Raw genomic sequence first — 14,687 nt, 5'->3', positions numbered from 1 at the left:
GCATATCTCCCTAGGCTCTCGCCGGAGCGGCTAGCGTCCTGGGTCGCCAACGATGTTAGGGACTTCGTTGATGGGATTCACGAACTTCAGCAACGCGGCTTGGCGAAGTCTTGGTCCGAAGAAGAACTGATGGAACGGGCGGCAGAACTTCCCGAAGAGCTTGAAGCTTCATTGAATGCAGCCGCACTCTTTGAAGTGTTGGTAGAAGACCATGATGGCGAGTTCGATCCGTTCTCGATTTCTGAGAAGGAGACATCCTCAGTAGCATGGGAGCCTGCATATCTGACGGTCGATGGACAAGGACACATTGGGGAGGACGCCTCTGATTTGCCTGCAGCAAGTGCGTTCCGAGTGGCGTTTTATGTTCACGGCTGGCCAGAAACGGGCACTCTCGTTGGTCCTTTTGGCCAACTTCCCTTGCCGGGGTTCGAGCCGATTCCAGAGCGGCTATGGCAGTTGGCCCCATATGCCCAATTGGACTAGCATGCACCTTAACAGGTCGGCCCAGAGGCGACCGCCTTCGGCGTCGCCTGGCCTCAAACGTTAATGGGTGAAGTCGTAGCGTTTCAATGACCGTCTTCTGGAAATCTGACCGACCGCTTGCAGCCCATAGCCGCCTTTTGCCTCAACCCGCCCCACAGGTATTCATTCCGCCATACCATGGCAGGCCAAACCGAGCAGGCACCTGTGCCTTTTTATGACCTGCCAGCCGCATGCGCTGGCTTTCTACGATGGTGATAACTGACATGACGGATTCCACTAGCTATGTGCCCCCCAAAGTGTGGGCCTGGACGCAAGCCAACGGCGGCGCGTTTGCCAATATCAACCGCCCTATAGCGGGGCCTACGCACGACAAGGTGTTGCCGGTGGGGCGGCACCCCTTGCAGCTTTACTCCTTGGGCACGCCCAATGGCGTGAAGGTGACGATCATGCTGGAGGAGTTGCTGGCGCTGGGCCATAGCGGCGCGGAGTATGACGCCTGGTTGATCAAGATTGGCGATGGTGACCAGTTTGGTTCTGGCTTTGTGGAGGTTAATCCCAATTCCAAAATTCCGGCGCTGATGGACCGCAGCGGGGCTGAGCCGATTCGTGTGTTTGAGTCGGGCTCTATCTTGCTCTACCTAGCAGAGAAGTTTGGCGCGTTCTTGCCCAAAGACTTGGCGGGCCGCACGGAGGCGATGAACTGGCTGTTTTGGCAAATGGGCAGCGCGCCTTACTTGGGTGGTGGCTTTGGTCACTTTTACGCCTATGCGCCCAGCAAAATTGAATACGCCATAGACCGCTTTGCCATGGAGGTTAAGCGCCAGCTCGACGTGCTGAACCGGCGCTTGGCGGAGAGTGAATACTTGGCGGGCGACAGCTACAGCATTGCCGACATTGCGGTGTTCCCTTGGTACGGTGGCTTGGTCAAGGGCTGGTCGTATGGGGCGGCCGAGTTTTTGAGTGTGCACGAGTACCAACATGTGCAGCGTTGGGCGGATTTGCTGCTCCAGCGACCTGCTGTGCAGCGCGGGCGCATGGTGAACCGCACCAGTGGCGATTTGTCAGAGCAGCTACGTGAGCGCCATGACGCCAGCGACTTTGCGACCAAGACCCAAGACAAGCTGGAAGGCGGCAAGGCCTAGGGCGTAAAGAGCAAGATCATGGGGTGGGTCTCTAGTATGTTCAAGACCGCACCACGGCCCCGGTACTCGGCTTCGTCTGGCTGTAGCTTGGTGTACACCACCACGGGCACCATGCCAAAGGCCTTGGTCATGGGCTGGTTGGCCGAGTAGTTGCGAATCAGCGCCACCTTGCCCTGAGTGCCCGCTTCGTCCAGTAGGAAGTTCCAGTAATTGCGCGTGCCCGTGATTTGATTGGGGCATCGTTTCAGGCTGTCGCACAGGCGCAGAATTTCCGCCTTGTAGGCGTCAAATGATTCTTTGATCTCAGGCGCTGGCCTTGGGTTGTCTGATCTGCGGACCAATACATCGTCTTTGGGTGACGATGCCATTCCAAATCCGCTGAATCCAATGGCGTAGGGGTTGCTGGCTACAAACAACTGGTCATCTAGGTTGTTGAAGGTGCCCACGCTAGGGGCGCACCGCGCAGAGGACACTTCAATTTGAAAAGGCCTGCTTTTGAGCACATAGGTCCGATTGCGGCCAGCGGTTTGGTAACTTACTACCTTGCCGTCTTGAGAAATACTGACGTCACAAGCCTCTTTCGAAGCTGTGGTTACGCTCGCCGCCATGCTGGGCGGGGCTATTGTTTTGTTGTTGTCTGTAGCGCATCCAGCTACTAAAAACGGAACTAGGACAAGGGCTTGGAGGGAGTGCTTGGGTGCGTGCTTCATGGCACAAGTCTACCAATCAGGCAGACGCGAAACCCATGCTCTTGCTCCACCCGCAGCGGCCACCCAAACCGTGTTTTGGGTGGCATGGACATGGCACTAGCTCAGCACTCCACAATGTTCACCGCCAAGCCACCCCGGGCGGTTTCTTTGTATTTGGTTTTCATGTCTGCGCCGGTTTCGCGCATGGTTTTGATCACTTTGTCTAGGCTGACGAAGTGGCTGCCATCGCCGCGCAGGGCCATGCGGGCGGCGTTGATGGCTTTGACCGAGGCAATGGCGTTGCGCTCAATGCAGGGGATTTGCACCAGCCCGCCTACGGGGTCGCAGGTGAGGCCTAGGTGATGTTCCATGCCAATTTCGGCGGCGTTTTCCACTTGCTCCGGGCTGCCACCAATCACCGCGCACAGTGCAGCTGCGGCCATGGAGCAGGCCACGCCGACCTCGCCTTGGCAGCCCACTTCAGCGCCACTGATAGACGCGTTTTCTTTGTACAAAATGCCTACGGCGGCAGCCGTGAGCAGGAAGTCCACCACGCCAGCGTCATTGGCACCGGGCACAAAGCGGGTGTAGTAGTGCAGCACGGCAGGCACTATGCCTGCTGCGCCGTTGGTGGGGGCAGTGACTACGCGGCCACCGGCGGCATTTTCTTCGTTCACGGCCAGTGCGTAGAGGTTCACCCAGTCCAGCACTTGCAGGGGGTCACGCAAAGCAGCCTCGGGGTTTTCGCTCAAGGCGCGAAACAGCGGCGCGGCGCGGCGTTTGACCTTGAAGCCACCGGGCAAGATGCCCTCGGTGCGGCAGCCACGGCGCACGCAGTCTTGCATGACTTGCCAGATGCGCAACAGGCCAGCGTCAATCTCCGCATCGGTGCGCCAGTGTTGTTCGTTACGGCGCATTACTTGCGCAATGGTCAGGCCGTGCGCCTTGGTGAGTTCCAGCAACTGGTCGCCACTGGTAAAGGGCAGGGGAAGCACGGTGGCGTCAGGGGCAATGACCTTTTGACGGCTGCCGTCGCCCGCCACTTCTTCACTGACCACAAAGCCGCCGCCCACTGAGTAAAACACGCGGTTAGACAGCTCAGCGCCGCTGGCGTCAAACGCCACAAAGCGCATGCCGTTGGCATGAAACGGCAGTGGTGCCCGCATGAAGAGCAGGTCTTCTTTTTCATTGAAGGCCACGGTGTGCTGGCCTGCCAAGGTGATGCGTTTGTGGGTGCGAATGTCGGCCAGCTGCGGCGCAATGCTGTCGATCTCTACCGTGTCTGGCTCGTGGCCGCACAGGCCTAGCAAGACGGCTACATCGCTGGCGTGGCCCTTGCCGGTGGCGCCTAGCGAACCGTGCAGCCAGCAACGCACAGTGGTGACGTGCTCTAGCTGACCGGTTTGCTGCAGGCGGGCCACAAACTGGCGTGCCGCCCGCATGGGGCCTACGGTGTGCGAGCTACTCGGGCCGATGCCGATTTTGAAAAGGTCAAAGACGGAAACGGCCATAGAGTGCTCCTAGTTGGTGTCGATAGCGATGTCAGGCGTAGTCGCCTACAGGTACGCAGCTGCAGAACAGGTTGCGGTCGCCATACACGTTGTCCACGCGGCCCACGGTGGGCCAGTATTTCACTGCCTTCAAGCTGGCTACGGGGAAGGCACCTACTTCACGGCTGTAGGGGCGGTTCCACTCGGCGCCCATCAGGCTGGCAGCGGTGTGGGGAGCATGCTTCAAGGGGTTGTTGTCCTGTGGCCAGTTTCCGGCTTCCACTTGCGCAATCTCGCCACGGATGGCAATCATGGCGTCGATGAAGCGGTCTAGCTCCGCCAGTGTTTCGCTTTCGGTGGGTTCCACCATCAAGGTGTTGGGCACGGGGAAGGACAGCGTGGGCGCGTGGAAGCCGTAGTCCATCAAGCGCTTGGCCACGTCTTCGGCCATAACGCCGCAGGTGTCTTTGAAGTGGCGCAGTTCCAAAATGCACTCGTGGGCCACATGCCCGTTTTGCGATGCGTACAGCGTGGGGTAGTGGTCAGCCAAACGGGCGCTGATGTAGTTGGCGCTCAGAATAGCGGTTTCTGTGGCCAGCTTCAGGCCGGCAGCACCCATCATGCGGCAGTACATCCAGCTAATCGGCAGCACCGCAGCATTGCCCAAGGGGGCTGCGCTCACTGCGCCAGTGCCTGCAACGCCGCCAGTGGCGTGGCCGGGCAGGTAGGGCACCAAGTCGGCTACGACACACACCGGGCCCACACCGGGGCCGCCGCCGCCGTGGGGGATGCAGAAGGTCTTGTGCAGGTTCAAGTGGCTCACATCGCCGCCAAACTCACCCGGGGCTGCGGTGCCGACCAGTGCGTTCATGTTGGCACCGTCCACGTACACACGGCCACCATGGCTGTGCACCAATGCGCACAGTTCTTTGACCGAGGTCTCGAACACGCCATGGGTGCTGGGGTAGGTGATCATGATGGCGGCAAGGTTGGCGCTGTGCTGTTCGCACTTGGCCTTGAGGTCGTCCATGTCGACGTTGCCGTTGTCATCGCATTTGGTCACCACCACCGTCATACCGACCATCATGGCGCTGGCAGGGTTGGTGCCGTGCGCGCTGCTGGGGATCAAGCAGATGTTGCGGTGGCCTTGGCCCTTGGCCTCGTGGTAGGCCTTGATGACCAGCAAGCCTGCGTATTCGCCTTGGCTGCCCGCGTTGGGCTGCAAGCTGATGCCTGCGTAGCCCGTGGCAGCACACAACCAAGCGCGCAGCTGTTCGTCCAACTCGGCGTAGCCAGTGCGTTGGTCAGCGGGAGCGAAGGGATGGATGTTGGCAAACTCAGGCCAGGTGATCGGGATCATCTCGCTGGTGGCGTTGAGCTTCATGGTGCAAGAGCCCAGCGGAATCATGCTGCGGTCCAGCGCCAAGTCTTTGTCGCTGAGCATGCGGATGTAGCGCAGCATGCCGGTCTCAGAGTGGTGGGTGTTGAACACCGGGTGGGTGAGGAAGGCACTGGTGCGGCGCAGGGCCGCTGGAATCAAGGGCTGTGCGCCGGCTTGCAGCGCTTCCACCGTGGGCAGGCTCTGGCCTGGCTGGGCGAAAAGGCTCCACAGCAGTTCCACATCGTCGCGGGTGGTGGTCTCGTCCAGCGAGATGCAGATGCAGTCATCCCAAGCAATTCGCACGTTCACGCCCGCAGATAGAGCGCGTGCAGCTATTGATTTGGTAGCGCCATCGGTCTTTAGGCACAGTGTGTCGAAGGTTTCTGGGCTACTGTTGTTGATGCCCAGTTGCTCTAGGCCTTTGGCCAGAATGGCCGTGAGGGTGGCAACGCGGGTGGCGATGCGCTTGAGGCCCTCTGGCCCGTGGTACACGGCGTACATGCTGGCTACCACGGCGGGCAACACTTGGGCGGTACAGATGTTGGAAGTGGCTTTCTCGCGGCGGATGTGCTGCTCGCGGGTTTGCAAGGCGAGGCGGTAGGCGGGGTTGCCGTGCGTATCGATGCTCACGCCCACCAGGCGGCCGGGCATGGAGCGTTTGAATTCGTCACGGCAGGCCATGTAGGCGGCGTGGGGGCCACCGTTGCACAGCGGCATGCCGAAGCGTTGGGTAGTGCCGACCACAATGTCGGCCGCGCCTGCGGGGTCGCCAGCGCCCCATTGGCCAGGGGGAACTAGCAGAGTAAGGGCCAGTAGGTCAGCCGCCACGATGTAAGCGCCACCCTTGTGGTGCACGGTTTTGACATCGTCGCCTTCCTCGCCCAAGCGGCCGCTGGTGGAGGGGTACTGCTCCAGCACGGCAAAGTAGTCGTCGCCGGCAATCAGTGCATCCCATTCTTCCTTGGAGTTGGCCAACTTGACGGTGATGCCCAGCGGTGCCGCACGGGTTTGGACGACTTCGATGGTTTGCGGATGCGCGTCGCCCGCCACGATGAAGACATTGCCTTTGGCCTTGACCGAGCGTTTGGCCAGCGTCATCGCCTCAGCTGCTGCCGTGGCCTCGTCGAGCATGGACGCGTTGGCAATCGGCATGCCGGTCAGGTCGCACACCATGGTTTGGAAGTTCACCAGCGCTTCCATGCGGCCTTGCGAAATTTCGGCTTGGTAGGGCGTGTAAGCGGTGTACCACGCGGGGTTTTCCAAGATGTTGCGCAGGATCACACCGGGGGTGTGGTTGGCGTAATAGCCTTGCCCAATAAAGCTTTTGAGCACCTTGTTTTTGCCTGCCAATGCCTTGAGCTCGGCCAAGGCTGCGGCCTCGGTGATGGCGTCTGGAATTGCCATGGTGCTGGAGCGCGCAATGGAGCGCGGCACGACGCTGTCGATCAGTGCGCGGCGCGATGTCTCGCCAATGGCCTTCAGCATGAGCGCTTCGTCAGCAGCATCAATGCCAATGTGGCGGGCGTGGAATTCGCTGGCGTTCTCCAGCTGAGCAAGGGTAGGGGCAAGGGTGGACATAACAAGCGGTCAATCAAACCGTTCGCCCTGAGCCTGTCGAAGGGCAAGCGAAACAGTGGGAGAAAGGGCTGCGACAGGCTCAGCCCTAAGCGGGGCAGCGGGCTTAGGCGTTGGCAGCGAAGCTGGTGTAGCTGGTTTCGTCCATCAGCGCGTCGAGTTCGGCGGGGTTGGACAGCTTCACTTTGAAGAACCAGCCAGTGTTCAGCGGGTCGCTGTTGGCCAGTGAGGGGTCAGCGCGCAAGGCTTCGTTCACTTCGGTGATTTCACCGGTGACAGGCATGTACACATCGGCAGCGGCCTTGACGGACTCCACAACGCCAGCCACGTCTTTGGCAGCGAAGGTGGTGCCAACGGCGGGCAGGTCCACAAACACCACATCGCCCAAGGCGTCTTGCGCGTGGGTGGTAATGCCTACGGTGGCGATGTCGCCTTCAACGTTGAGCCATTCGTGGTCGGGTGTGTACTTGATGGTCATAGGGTGCTCCTAAAAAATGGGTGAGAAATAAATGCCGAAGCAACTGTAGCCGGGGTTTAGCCGCGGAAATAGTTGGTTGGGACAAAAGGCATGGCGCTGACTTCCATGGGCACGGGCTTGCCACGCACGATGGCGACCACACGGCTGCCGATGGCGCTATAGGCACTGTCCACATAGCCCATAGCGACAGGCTTGTCGATGGTAGGGCCCAAGAGCCCGCTGGTGACTTCACCAATCTTGTTGCCCTGGCCGTCTTGCAGTTCGGTATGGTCACGCACTGGAATGCGCTCCAAGGCAATCAGGCCGACGCGCTTTCTTGTGCCTTTTGGGGCTGCAGCGCCCGTGGGTTCTGCGAGAGCAGCTAGTATTTTTGTAGCGCCTGGGAAGCCGCCTTCGCGGGCGCCGCCGGCGCGTCGCACTTTTTGCATGGCCCAGTTGAGGCTGGCTTCTACGGGGTGGGTGGTGGTGTCAATGTCGTTGCCGTACAGGCACAGACCGGCTTCTAAACGCAAGGAGTTGCGCGCACCCAAACCAATGGGCTTGACTTCAGGTTGCGCCAGCAGGGCGCGGGCCAAAGCTTCGGCTTGGGCTGCAGGCACCGAGATCTCGAACCCGTCTTCGCCGGTGTAGCCGCTGCGTGTGAGAAACACGTCAATCTTTTCGCTGCCGGTATCGACGGTGAAGTTGCCGCCCGTCATGAACACGAGCTTTTCAACACCGGGCGCCAAACGTGCCAGTGCGGTCACGGCTTGGGGGCCTTGCAGGGCGAGCAATGCGAGATCGGGCAATGGAATGACTTGGCAACGGTTACCAATCTTGGCTTGGATGTGGGCAATGTCACCGACCTTGCACGCACCGTTGACGATGACAAAGATTTCGTCATTGCCTTTGTTGAAGAACATCAAGTCGTCAATGATGGTGCCTTCGTCGGTGAGCAGCAATCCGTAGCGTTGCTTGCCCACGGGCAGGTCGATCACATCCACGGGAATCAGGGTTTCAAACGCGGCGGCAGCATCTGGGCCTACCAAGCGCAACTGCCCCATGTGGGACACGTCAAACAAGCCTGCAGAGGTGCGCGTGTGGTGGTGTTCTGCCATCAGGCCCGCTGGGTACTGCACGGGCATGGAGTAGCCCGCAAAGGGCACCATACGTGCGCCTAGCTCAATGTGCAGGGCATTCAAAGGGGTCGTCAACAAGGATTCAGGGGATGCGGACACAGCGTTCTCCAACAGGCTTAGCGCCAAAGCGCTCGGGGGCAATTCAATATCCAAGTCACATAGCATGTGCCTTAGGCTGCCCCCGCTGTCCGCTTTACCTGAGAGATTCGCCGGGCCGGCTGCCCCATAGATGGGTGCTGACTGCGGTTTGCTCCTTCGGTGGGTTGCATCGCCAGCACTTTGGTGGTGGGTGCAACCTCTCTCCAGTGGGGATCGTCTTGATGCATCGCTGCAGCAAGGCGTTTGTCAGTCCTTTTGCCTGAGCGTTCAGACCGCTGCAATCAGCCGTCCTGCGCCTTCGGCGGTTTTCTGCGAGAAAACTCTCTCCTGACGGGGTGGGATTCTAAACGAGCCGGGCAGTGCGAGGGCCTGGGCCTGCCCACAAAGTTGTGCACTCCAAAGAAAAAGGCCCCGAGGGGCCTTGGTAGCGCGTGTGGTGGACTACATGCCCGCGTAGTTGGGGCCGCCACCGCCTTCTGGCGTGACCCACACAATGTTCTGTGTGGGGTCTTTGATGTCGCAGGTTTTGCAGTGCACGCAGTTTTGCGCGTTGATCTGCAAACGGTCTGTGTTGTCTTCGTTTTTGACAAATTCATAGACGCCAGCGGGGCAGTAGCGTGCTTCTGGGCCTGCGTATTTGGCCAGGTTGATAGACACGGGCACCGATGCATCTTTGAGTGTCAGATGCGCGGGTTGCTGTTCTTCATGGTTGGTGTTGCTGATGAACACGCTGCTCAAACGGTCGAAAGTGAGCTTGCCGTCGGGCTTGGGGTACACGATAGGTTTGCATTCAGCCGCTGGCTTGAGATATGCGTGGTCTGGCTTGTCACGGCGCAGGGTCCATGGGATGTGACCGCGCAGCACAAACTGCTCGAACCCGTTCATCAAGGTGCCCACGGTCAAGCCGTACTTGAACCAGTTTTTGAAGTTACGGTCTTTGTTGAGTTCGGTGTGCAGCCAGCTTGCGTCAAACGCATCGGGGTACGCGCTGAGTTCATCGTGCTGGCGTCCAGCGACGACCGCGTCATATGCCGCTTCTGCTGCCAACATGCCGGTTTTGATGGCTGCGTGGCTACCTTTGATGCGGCTGACGTTCAGGTAGCCGGCATTGCATCCAACCAATGCACCGCCTGGGAATACGGTCTTGGGTAGCGCGTTGATGCCGCTTGCGTTAATGGCACGTGCTCCGTAGGACAGGCGCTTGGCGGTGATTTCGCCTGCTTCATTTTCAAAGTAGTAGCGCACATTGGGATGGGTTTTCCAGCGCTGGAATTCTTCAAACGGGCTGAGGTAGGGGTTGCTGTAGCCCAGTCCAGTGACAAAGCCCAGTGCGACTTTGTTGCCATCTAAGTGGTACAAGAAGGCGCCGCCATAGGTGTCCGACTCCATGGGCCAGCCGGCGGTGTGCATCACAAAGCCAGGCTTGTGGCGGCTGGGGTCGATTTCCCACACTTCTTTAACGCCAAGACCAAAGCTTTGGGGGTCTTTGCCTTCATCGAGCTTGTATTTGGCAATCAGCTGCTTGCCGAGGTGGCCGCGTGCGCCTTCTGCAAACACGGTGTACTTGCCCAATAGTTCCATGCCGAGCTGGAAGCTCTCCATGGGTTCGCCGTCTTTGCCCACGCCCATATTGCCGGTGGCAACACCCTTGACGGAGCCGTCTTCGTTGTAAAGCACTTCGGCTGCGGTAAAGCCTGGAAATATCTCGACCCCCAGCGCTTCGGCCTGTTCTGCCAGCCACTTCGTGACTGCCCCTAAGCTGATGATGTAGTTGCCATGGTTGTGGGCAAAGGGCGGCAGAAAAGCATTGGGTACGCGGGTGCCAGAGGATTCGCTCAAAAATACATAAGCGTCGTCGGTTACCGGTTGGTTCAGGGGAGCGCCGAGTTCCTTCCAGTTAGGAATGAGTTCGGTCAGCGCCTTGGGGTCCATGATGGCGCCAGACAGAATATGTGCTCCAGGTTCAGAGCCCTTCTCCAAGACTACAACAGAGACGTCTGTGCCTTTGGTGGCCGCAAGTTGCTTCAAACGAATGGCGGTGGCTAGGCCACCGGGTCCGCCACCTACGACGACGACGTCGTATTCCATTGCTTCTCGGGGACCAAACTGGGCCAGAATCTCTTGGTTTGTCATGTTGTCTCGCTTAATAATGGGATCGTGGCGGATTTTATTGACCTCGACAGGCGCCAATCCGCTAGCTGTTGATTTTAAGTGGTGAATTCACAAAAAAGAACGATCGTTCTTTTTTGATTTGTGGAGGCTCTCTAAATGGCTTACAGCATTGATCTTTCGGGCCGTGTTGCGTTTATTACGGGCGCGTCGGGTGGTCTTGGGGCCCAGTTTGCCCTGACCTTGTCGCGCGCTGGGGCGGCTGTCATATTGGCAAGTCGACGTATCGACAAACTCAAAGACTTGCGGGCGACGATTGAAGGCGAGGGGGGCGATGCCCATGCGATTGAGTTGGATGTCACCGACCCGGACTCCATCAAGTCTGCAGTGGCGCATGCGGAAACTGAGGTTGGGTCTATTGATATTTTGGTCAATAACTCAGGGGTCAGTACGACCCAACGCCTCACGGAAGTTGAGCCAGAGGACTACGACTTTATCTTTGACACCAATGTCAAAGGTGCATTTTTTGTTGCGCAAGAGGTGGGCAAACGCATGATGGCCCGTGCAACCGGGTCGGCACCTGGCAGCTACACCGGTGGACGGATCATCAATATCGCGTCGGCCGCAGGTCTGCGGGTACTACCCCAAATTGGCGTGTATTGCATGAGCAAGGCTGCAGTCATTCAGATGACTAAAGCGATGGCATTGGAGTGGGGCAAGTTTGGTGTCAACGTTAACGCCATTTGCCCGGGTTATATCGATACCGAAATCAATCACCACCACTGGCAAACCGATGGGGGGCAAAAGCTTGTCAACATGCTGCCACGCAAACGTGTGGGGCAGCCTCAGGACTTAGACGCTCTGCTGGTCATGCTGTGCTCAGACCAAAGCCACTTCATCAACGGTGCGGTGATTGCTGCGGACGACGGCTTTGGAATTTGATGACTATATGGTTCTGCGACAGTCATTCGCTCCGAATGATTAGGAGCGAATGAAGTCAAATGACGATTACCGTGGTGCCAGGCGGATGGCGCCGTCCAAGCGGATGACTTCACCATTGAGCATGTCATTTTCAATGATGTGTTTAGCTAGCTTGGCGTAGTCTTGTGGTGTGCCCAAACGTGAAGGGAACGGCACGCTAGCAGCTAATGAGTCTTGCACTTCTTGGGGCATGCCAAACATCATGGGGGTACCAAAAATGCCCGGGGCGATGGTCATATTGCGAATGCCGTTGCGGGCGAGGTCTCGTGCAATGGGCAGAGTCATACCCACAATGCCGCCTTTGGAAGCGCTGTACGCCGCTTGGCCGATTTGACCGTCATAGGCTGCAACCGATGCAGTGGAGATCATGACGCCACGTTCGCCTGTGGGCTCTGGTTCGTTTTTGCACATCGCGTCAGCAGCCAAGCGAATCATGTTGAAGCTACCCACCAAGTTGACAGTGATGCACTTGGTGAACGTATTGAGTGTGTGCGCGCCATTCTTGCCAACGGTCTTTTCTGCGGGGGCGATGCCTGCACAGTTCACCAGGCCCATCAACTTGCCTAAAGAGACTGCTTTGGCTACTACGGCTTGTCCATCTGATTCACTGCTGACGTCTGCTTTGACGAAGGCGCCGCCAATCTCTTTGGCAATAGCTTCGCCTTTTTCGGCTTGCATATCAGCAATCACCACAGTCGCGCCGTTTGCTGCAAGCATGCGTGCTGTGCCTTCGCCCAAACCGGATGCGCCACCGGTCACGATGAATACTTTGCCTTGGATTTCCATATTGAACTTTCTAGGTAGGTTGCTGATAGGTAAGTCGTTGATTGACGTTTACGTAAACGTCAATGTGGCTTAATTATGCTTGATCAGAATGTGCAAATGACGCTGTTGCTACTCGGGGGGACGGCATTGCAGCTACTTGTCTCCTTTAGATATTTCGATAAAATTTTCTTGTTTTTGCGTTGCGCTCGAATTCCGCGCTATAATTGCGGTCTCGGAGATCCTTAGGCGCGTAGCTCAGCTGGTTAGAGCACCACCTTGACATGGTGGGGGTCGTTGGTTCGAGTCCAATCGCGCCTACCAACGGATATTTTGGTCACTTGCTTCTAGGGTTAACCTAGTTATTTGCAGCAGTGGCATTCCTTAGAATGTATTGCAGTGCAACACACAATCGGGCTACTCAAGCACCGAGCCTCGCAATGCAAAACAAGTCATCCAACGATTCAAAAAGTTCACAGCGGGTTATCAAAAAATATCCCAACCGTCGCTTGTACGATACAGACTCGTCGAGCTACGTTACGCTGTCCGAAATAAAGAACTTGGTGATGGATAGCGAACCGTTCTCCGTGCTGGATGCAAAAACCGGTGAAGACCTGACCCGTAGCATATTGTTGCAAATCATTCTCGAAGAAGAGGCAAATGGGTCTCCCATGTTCACTACCCCCGTGTTGGCGAACATTATTCGGTTTTATGGGCATGCCATGCAGGGCATGATGGGCGGCTATCTAGAGAAGAACATGCAGGCCTTGATGGACTTGCAAGCCCCAATGATGAAGGGCGTGATGCCCGCCAATCCGTTTCAACAAATGCAGGACCATCTGCAAAAACAGACTGAGCAGTTCCTCGGTACCTTTGGCCTTAAGCGTTAGGACATTGGTAGTTGCGGCTGCCTTCACACTTGATTGAACTATGACTGAATCTATGTCCGCACCTGTCTTGAGAACTGCACAGCCGAAGGTTGGTTTTGTGTCACTTGGTTGCCCAAAGGCTTTAACTGATTCTGAGTTGATTCTGACCCAACTGAGTGCAGAGGGATACCAGACCTCTAAAACGTTTCAGGGCGCGGATCTGGTCATAGTTAACACCTGTGGGTTTATTGATGATGCGGTTAAAGAGAGTCTGGATACGATAGGTGAGGCTTTGGCGGAGAACGGTCGCGTTATTGTGACTGGGTGTTTGGGGGCTAAGTCAGGTGCCGATGGTGGAAATTTGGTTAAGCAAATGCACCCAAAGGTTTTGGCAGTAACAGGGCCACATGCAACTCAAGAAGTAATGGATGCGGTGCACTTGAATTTGCCCAAGCCCCATGACCCGTTTCTGGACTTGATTCCTCAGCCTTTTGGCGTTGCCGGAATCAAGTTGACTCCACGTCACTATGCTTACTTGAAGATTAGTGAGGGCTGTAACCATCGGTGCACTTTCTGCATTATCCCGTCGATGCGCGGTGATTTGGTGTCACGCCCGATAGGTGATGTGCTGTCCGAGGCAAGAGCGTTGTTCGAAGGTGGTGTAAAAGAGTTACTCGTCATTAGCCAAGACACTTCAGCCTATGGGGTGGATGTTAAGTACCGGACTGGATTCTGGGATGGGAAGCCTGTCAAGACGCGCATGCTTGAATTGGTTCAGACGTTGGGTGAGATCGCTGCACCTTACGGTGCCTGGGTTCGACTGCACTATGTGTATCCGTATCCGAGCGTGGACGACATCTTGCCTCTAATGGCAACGGGCAAAGTGTTGCCCTATTTGGATGTTCCTTTGCAGCATAGCCATCCTGACGTTTTGAAACGAATGAAGCGACCAGCCAGTGGTGAGCGTAACCTGGAGAGGATTCAAAAATGGCGCGCCGACTGTCCTGAGCTTGTGATCCGTAGTACGTTCATTGCTGGATTCCCAGGGGAAACAGAAGAAGAGTTTTCCCATTTGCTAGAGTTTTTGCGGGAAGCCAAGATCGATCGAGCGGGTTGCTTTGCCTACAGCGATGTGGCAGGTGCGACGGCGAATGAATTGCCTGGGATGCTCCCAGTGGAATTACGTGAAGAGCGTCGAGCAAGGTTTATGGCTGTTGCCGAAGAAGTATCCGCTGAAAAACTGCAACACCGCGTTGGGTCGGTGATGCAAATTTTGGTCGACTCTGCGCCTGGAATGGGGAAAAAAGGAGGTGTAGGCCGCAGCTATGCGGATGCGCCTGAGATTGATGGTGTCGTGCGATTATTGCCGCCAGAGAAGATAAGCAAGTCACTGAAGGTAGGTGAATTCACCAAGGCTCGTATTGTTGCCGCTCAAGGACACGATCTTGTTGGTCTTCCCATTTGAATGGTCAAAGCGTCAAAAAGTTCAAATGCGCTAAGTCGGCCGTGGG

At 57.1% G+C, this 14,687-nt stretch carries 12 protein-coding genes, 1 tRNA gene and 2 riboswitches; of the genes, 6 read left to right on the top strand and 7 right to left on the bottom strand.

Features of this window, described 5'->3' with window-relative positions; translation table 11 throughout:
• The first annotated feature begins 99 nt into the window (after positions 1-99).
• The gene (locus EXZ61_RS12380; protein WP_142812055.1) at positions 100-483 is read left to right on the top strand and encodes a hypothetical protein; all 384 of its coding nucleotides are present in this window, start codon (positions 100-102) and stop codon (positions 481-483) included.
• A gap of 263 nt (positions 484-746) precedes the next feature.
• Positions 747-1,625 (top strand): glutathione-dependent disulfide-bond oxidoreductase, encoded by an 879-nt coding sequence (gene yghU, locus EXZ61_RS12375; RefSeq protein WP_142812054.1) that lies wholly within the window; start codon positions 747-749, stop codon positions 1,623-1,625.
• Here the strand turns inward: yghU and EXZ61_RS12370 are convergent.
• From EXZ61_RS12370 to EXZ61_RS12345, 6 genes are all read right to left on the bottom strand, one after another.
• The gene (locus tag EXZ61_RS12370) at positions 1,622-2,335 is read right to left on the bottom strand and encodes a hypothetical protein (RefSeq protein WP_142812053.1); all 714 of its coding nucleotides are present in this window, start codon (positions 2,333-2,335) and stop codon (positions 1,622-1,624) included. The two genes, yghU and EXZ61_RS12370, sit on opposite strands and share 4 nt — an antisense overlap.
• Positions 2,336-2,436: 101 nt before the next feature.
• Positions 2,437-3,825: an L-serine ammonia-lyase gene (locus EXZ61_RS12365; protein WP_142812052.1), complete on the bottom strand. Its 1,389-nt coding sequence runs from the start codon at positions 3,823-3,825 to the stop codon at positions 2,437-2,439.
• A gap of 31 nt (positions 3,826-3,856) precedes the next feature.
• Positions 3,857-6,763 carry an aminomethyl-transferring glycine dehydrogenase gene (gcvP, locus tag EXZ61_RS12360; RefSeq protein WP_142812051.1) on the bottom strand — a complete coding sequence of 969 codons (2,907 nt, stop codon included), beginning with the start codon at positions 6,761-6,763 and terminating at the stop codon, positions 3,857-3,859.
• Between the two features lie 103 nt (positions 6,764-6,866).
• Complete coding sequence (gene gcvH / locus EXZ61_RS12355; RefSeq protein ID WP_142812050.1) at positions 6,867-7,238, bottom strand: glycine cleavage system protein GcvH; 372 nt, start codon at positions 7,236-7,238, stop codon at positions 6,867-6,869.
• Positions 7,239-7,294: 56 nt separating this feature from the next.
• Complete coding sequence (gene gcvT / locus EXZ61_RS12350) at positions 7,295-8,386, bottom strand: glycine cleavage system aminomethyltransferase GcvT (RefSeq protein WP_425353628.1); 1,092 nt, start codon at positions 8,384-8,386, stop codon at positions 7,295-7,297.
• A 144-nt stretch (positions 8,387-8,530) separates the two neighbouring features.
• Positions 8,531-8,672, bottom strand: a riboswitch (glycine riboswitch).
• Positions 8,673-8,692: 20 nt separating this feature from the next.
• Positions 8,693-8,795: riboswitch (glycine riboswitch) on the bottom strand.
• A gap of 101 nt (positions 8,796-8,896) precedes the next feature.
• Entirely contained in the window at positions 8,897-10,588 is a 1,692-nt protein-coding gene (locus tag EXZ61_RS12345; protein ID WP_142812048.1) for an electron transfer flavoprotein-ubiquinone oxidoreductase, read from the bottom strand.
• A gap of 135 nt (positions 10,589-10,723) precedes the next feature.
• Here EXZ61_RS12345 and EXZ61_RS12340 point away from each other — a divergent pair, with 135 nt between their 5' ends.
• Positions 10,724-11,506: an SDR family oxidoreductase gene (locus EXZ61_RS12340; protein WP_142812047.1), complete on the top strand. Its 783-nt coding sequence runs from the start codon at positions 10,724-10,726 to the stop codon at positions 11,504-11,506.
• Positions 11,507-11,572: 66 nt separating this feature from the next.
• On the opposite strand, the gene EXZ61_RS12335 is transcribed toward EXZ61_RS12340, so the two are convergent.
• The gene (locus EXZ61_RS12335) at positions 11,573-12,331 is read right to left on the bottom strand and encodes a 3-hydroxyacyl-CoA dehydrogenase (protein WP_142812046.1); all 759 of its coding nucleotides are present in this window, start codon (positions 12,329-12,331) and stop codon (positions 11,573-11,575) included.
• Between the two features lie 223 nt (positions 12,332-12,554).
• On the opposite strand from EXZ61_RS12335, the gene EXZ61_RS12330 reads away from it, so the two are divergent.
• The 3 genes from EXZ61_RS12330 to rimO all read left to right on the top strand — a co-directional run bounded on the left by EXZ61_RS12330 (position 12,555) and on the right by rimO (position 14,641).
• Positions 12,555-12,631: transfer RNA gene (locus tag EXZ61_RS12330), tRNA-Val, on the top strand.
• 116 nt (positions 12,632-12,747) lie between these two features.
• Positions 12,748-13,197, top strand: coding sequence for a polyhydroxyalkanoate synthesis repressor PhaR (gene phaR / locus EXZ61_RS12325; RefSeq protein WP_142812045.1), 450 nt, complete (start codon positions 12,748-12,750; stop codon positions 13,195-13,197).
• Positions 13,198-13,249: 52 nt separating this feature from the next.
• Positions 13,250-14,641: a 30S ribosomal protein S12 methylthiotransferase RimO gene (gene rimO / locus EXZ61_RS12320; RefSeq protein ID WP_142812044.1), complete on the top strand. Its 1,392-nt coding sequence runs from the start codon at positions 13,250-13,252 to the stop codon at positions 14,639-14,641.
• The last annotated feature ends 46 nt before the right edge of the window (positions 14,642-14,687 follow it).

The sequence above is a fragment of the Rhodoferax aquaticus genome (assembly GCF_006974105.1).
In the GTDB taxonomy this organism is placed as follows: Bacteria; Pseudomonadota; Gammaproteobacteria; order Burkholderiales; family Burkholderiaceae_C; genus Allorhodoferax; species Allorhodoferax aquaticus_A.
The sequence above is the reverse complement of the archived record's forward strand: the minus strand, read 5'-3'. Positions and strand labels throughout refer to the sequence as shown.

What these genes read in the sequence shown, in the direction of transcription:
- gcvH (WP_142812050.1), bottom strand. Translation starts at nt 7,238, where the DNA reads ATGACCATCAAGTACACACCCGACCACGAATGGCTCAACGTTGAAGGC.
- rimO (WP_142812044.1), top strand. Translation starts at nt 13,250, where the DNA reads ATGTCCGCACCTGTCTTGAGAACTGCACAGCCGAAGGTTGGTTTTGTG.
- phaR (WP_142812045.1), top strand. Translation starts at nt 12,748, where the DNA reads ATGCAAAACAAGTCATCCAACGATTCAAAAAGTTCACAGCGGGTTATC.
- EXZ61_RS12335 (WP_142812046.1), bottom strand. Translation starts at nt 12,331, where the DNA reads ATGGAAATCCAAGGCAAAGTATTCATCGTGACCGGTGGCGCATCCGGT.
- EXZ61_RS12365 (WP_142812052.1), bottom strand. Translation starts at nt 3,825, where the DNA reads ATGGCCGTTTCCGTCTTTGACCTTTTCAAAATCGGCATCGGCCCGAGT.
- EXZ61_RS12370 (WP_142812053.1), bottom strand. Translation starts at nt 2,335, where the DNA reads ATGAAGCACGCACCCAAGCACTCCCTCCAAGCCCTTGTCCTAGTTCCG.
- EXZ61_RS12345 (WP_142812048.1), bottom strand. Translation starts at nt 10,588, where the DNA reads ATGACAAACCAAGAGATTCTGGCCCAGTTTGGTCCCCGAGAAGCAATG.
- gcvT (WP_425353628.1), bottom strand. Translation starts at nt 8,386, where the DNA reads ATGGTGCCCTTTGCGGGCTACTCCATGCCCGTGCAGTACCCAGCGGGC.
- yghU (WP_142812054.1), top strand. Translation starts at nt 747, where the DNA reads ATGACGGATTCCACTAGCTATGTGCCCCCCAAAGTGTGGGCCTGGACG.
- gcvP (WP_142812051.1), bottom strand. Translation starts at nt 6,763, where the DNA reads ATGTCCACCCTTGCCCCTACCCTTGCTCAGCTGGAGAACGCCAGCGAA.
- EXZ61_RS12340 (WP_142812047.1), top strand. Translation starts at nt 10,724, where the DNA reads ATGGCTTACAGCATTGATCTTTCGGGCCGTGTTGCGTTTATTACGGGC.